The sequence below is a fragment of the Novosphingobium sp. SG751A genome, from assembly GCF_013149295.1.
In the GTDB taxonomy this organism is placed as follows: Bacteria; Pseudomonadota; Alphaproteobacteria; order Sphingomonadales; family Sphingomonadaceae; genus Novosphingobium.
Genome location: NZ_JABGCB010000052.1, coordinates 1 through 3,398 on the forward strand (window position 1 = coordinate 1; position 3,398 = coordinate 3,398).

3 protein-coding genes are annotated in these 3,398 nt (G+C 64.7%); all 3 read right to left on the bottom strand.

All coding sequences use genetic code 11. The features are described 5' to 3' along the window. Nucleotides 1-57: 57 nt before the first annotated feature. On the bottom strand, nt 58-1,746 hold the full coding sequence (locus tag FHW96_RS25730; RefSeq protein ID WP_253951275.1) for an electron transfer flavoprotein-ubiquinone oxidoreductase: 1,689 nt from the start codon (nt 1,744-1,746) through the stop codon (nt 58-60). Between the two features lie 3 nt (nt 1,747-1,749). Further along, nucleotides 1,750-2,679 carry an electron transfer flavoprotein subunit alpha/FixB family protein gene (locus FHW96_RS25735; protein ID WP_172343415.1) on the bottom strand — a complete coding sequence of 310 codons (930 nt, stop codon included), beginning with the start codon at nt 2,677-2,679 and terminating at the stop codon, nt 1,750-1,752. 38 nt (nt 2,680-2,717) lie between these two features. After that, nucleotides 2,718-3,398, bottom strand: a 681-nt coding sequence (locus FHW96_RS25740; protein WP_172343416.1) for an electron transfer flavoprotein subunit beta/FixA family protein, incomplete at its 5' end; no start/stop codon positions are given.

Below are 3,398 nucleotides of genomic sequence, written 5' to 3' on the forward strand. Positions count from 1 at the left end.
CCACGCAGACAGTCCCGGGAGCGCGAGGGTCTAGACCCTCGCATATTCTCCTTCTTCTCACATATTGGGATAATTGGGCCCACCGCCGCCTTCGGGCGCGACCCATGTGATGTTTTGCGTTGGGTCCTTGATGTCGCAGGTCTTGCAATGGACGCAGTTCTGGGCGTTGATCTGGAGGCGGGTTTCGGCCCCTTCGCCGCCCGGAGCATCGACGAACTCATAGACCCCGGCGGGGCAATAGCGCGCTTCCGGCCCGGCATAGCGGGGCAGGTTGACGCGCGTGGGCACCGAGGGATCGGTGAGTTTGAGATGGCACGGCTGATCCTCCTCATGGTTGGTGAAGGAGAAGGAGACATTGGTCAGCCGGTCGAAGCTGATCACGCCATCGGGCTTGGGATAGGCGATGGGCTGATAGAGATCGGCCCGCCCGGTGGCCTCGGCGTCGGTATGATGGACCATCGCGCCGAACGGGTTCACCCGCAGGTATCGCGCCCACATGTCCGCGCCCGCCAGCACCGTGCCCAGCGCCCCGCCGAATTTGGCCACCAGAGGCTGGGCGTTCTGCACCAGCTTCAGCTCGTCCGCGATCCAGCTTTCGCGCAAGGTGGCCTCATAGCCATCAAGCTGCGTGCCTTCATGGCCCGCCGCGATGGCTTCCACGATGGCTTCTGCGGCCAGCATGCCGCTCTTCATCGCGGTGTGGCTGCCCTTGATGCGCGGCACATTGACAAAGCCCGCGCTGCATCCCGCCAGCACCCCGCCCGGAAAGGCCAGATGCGGCACCGACTGCCAACCGCCCTCGTTGATCACCCGCGCGCCATAGCTGACCCGCTTGCCGCCTTCGAGGATCGCCCGGATTTCAGGATGCTGCTTCCAGCGCTGGAATTCCTCGTAAGGAGACACATGCGGGTTCGCGTAATCCAGCGCCGTCACAAACCCCAGCGCCACCTGACCGCCCGCCTGATGATAGAGGAAGCCCCCGCCCCAGCTCTCGCTCTCGGACAGCGGCCAGCCCTGCGTGTGCAGCACCCGGCCGGGAACGTGTTTGGCGGGGTCAATGTCCCACAATTCCTTGATGCCCAGACCGTAAACCTGCGGCTGACAATCGCGCTCAAGATCGTACTTGGCCTTGACCCTTTTGGTCAGATGCCCGCGCGCGCCCTCCGCCAGAATAGTGTATCTGGCCGTCAGGTTCATGCCGGGCTGATAGTCGCCCTTCGCCTTGCCCTCATGATCGACGCCCATGTCGCCGGTCTGCACGCCGATGAGTTTCTCGCCATCATAGAGCAGCTCGGCCGCCGGGAAGCCGGGGAAGATCTCCACCCCCAGCTCCTCGGCCTTGCCGCCCAGCCAGCGGCACAGATTGCCAAGGCTGGCGGTGTAATTGCCGTCATTGCTCATAAACGGCGGCATCAGCGCGTGGGGCACCGAATATTTGCCCGTTTTGGTCAGCACCCAGTGCCAGTTGTCGGTCACCGGAGTTTCGGCAAGCGGGCAGTCGTCGGTGCGCCAATCGGGCAGCAGTTCATCCAGCGCGCGCGGATCAACCACCGCGCCCGACAGAATATGCGCCCCCACTTCCGAGCCCTTCTCCAGCACGCAGACGCTCAGATCGGCATTCAACTGCTTGATCCGGATGGCGGCCGAAAGCCCCGCAGGACCCCCGCCGACCACCACCACATCATAGGGCATGGTCTCGCGCCGGCCCTCCTCGCGCTGGCCCTCCTCGTGCTGGATATCGCTCATGGCTCAGAGCTTCCCCGTCAGTTCGGGCACGGCGGTAAACAGGTCCGCCACCAGCCCGATATCGGCCACCTGAAAGATCGGCGCGTCCTCGTCCTTGTTGATGGCGATGATGGTTTTGCTGTCCTTCATGCCCGCCAAGTGCTGGATCGCCCCGGAAATGCCGACGGCCACATAGACCTGCGGCGCGACGATCTTGCCGGTCTGGCCCACCTGATAGTCATTGGGCACATAGCCTGCGTCCACGGCAGCGCGCGATGCGCCCACCGCCGCGCCCAGCTTGTCGGCCAGCGGCAGGATCGTGGCGGCAAAGGTCTCGGCATCCTTCAGAGCGCGACCGCCCGACACGATCACCTTGGCGCTGGTCAGTTCGGGCCGTTCGCTCTTGGCGATTTCCGCGCCCACAAAGCTCGACAGCCCCGCGTCGCCGGTGGTGGCGATGCTCTCGATGGCCGCGCTGCCGCCGTCCGCCGCCGCCTTGGCAAAGGCGGTGCCGCGCGCGGTGATCACCAGCTTGGCATCCGAGCTCTCGACCGTGGCGATCGCATTGCCCGCATAGATCGGGCGGGTGAAACTCTTGGGCCCTTCCACGCTCAGAATATCCGAGATCTGCGCCACATCGAGCAAGGCCGCCACGCGCGGGGCGATGTTCTTGCCCGTGGTCGTCGCAGGCGCCACAAAGGCGTCATAGCCGCCCATCAGACCCGCCACCAGCGGCGCGATATTCTCGGGCAGGCCATGTTCATAGGCCGCATCATCGCCCACCAGCACCTTGGCCACGCCCGCAATCCTGCTCGCCGCCTCGGCCACGCCGCCAACGCCCGAACCGGCCACCAGCACATGCACCTCGCCCAGTTGCAAGGCCGCGCTCACCGCCGACAGCGTGGCATCCTTCAAGGCCGCATTGTCATGTTCAGCCCAAACCAGAACGCTCATCTTATAATTCCTTTTCTTGGTTTCGCCCTCGCCTCCGCTCAGGCGACGCCCAATTCTTTAAGCTTGCCCACCAGCGCATCGACATCGGCCACCTTCACGCCCGCGCTGCGCACCGCCGGTTCGGAAACCTTCAGCACCTTGACGCGCGGCGTCACGTCCACGCCGTAATCGGCCGGGCTCTTCGTCTCGAGCTTCTTCGACTTGGCCTTCATGATGTTGGGCAGCGAAGCATAGCGCGGTTCATTGAGCCGCAGGTCCGTCGTCACGATCGCGGGCAGGCTCAGCCGCACCGTCTCCAGACCGCCGTCAACCTCGCGCGTCACCAGCACATGCTCGCCATCCACCTCGACCCGCGAAGCAAACGTCCCCTGCGGGCGACCCAGCAAGGCGGCCAGCATCTGACCGGTCTGGTTATTATCATCGTCAATCGCCTGCTTGCCCAGCAACACCAGACCCGGCGCCTCCTCGGCCACAATCGCCTTAAGGATCTTGGCCACCGACAGCGGCTCAACCGCCACTTCGGTGCCCACCAGAATCGCCCGGTCCGCCCCCATCGCCAGCGCCGAACGCAACGTCTCCTGCGCCTTCGCCGGGCCGATCGACACGACGACCACCTCGCTCGCCACGCCCTTCTCCTTCAGCCGAACCGCCTCTTCCACCGCGATCTCGTCAAACGGGTTCATGCTCATCTTCACATTCGACAAGTCAACACCCGTGCC

What these genes read in the sequence shown, in the direction of transcription:
- FHW96_RS25730 (WP_253951275.1), bottom strand. Translation starts at nt 1,746, where the DNA reads ATGAGCGATATCCAGCACGAGGAGGGCCAGCGCGAGGAGGGCCGGCGC.
- FHW96_RS25735 (WP_172343415.1), bottom strand. Translation starts at nt 2,679, where the DNA reads ATGAGCGTTCTGGTTTGGGCTGAACATGACAATGCGGCCTTGAAGGAT.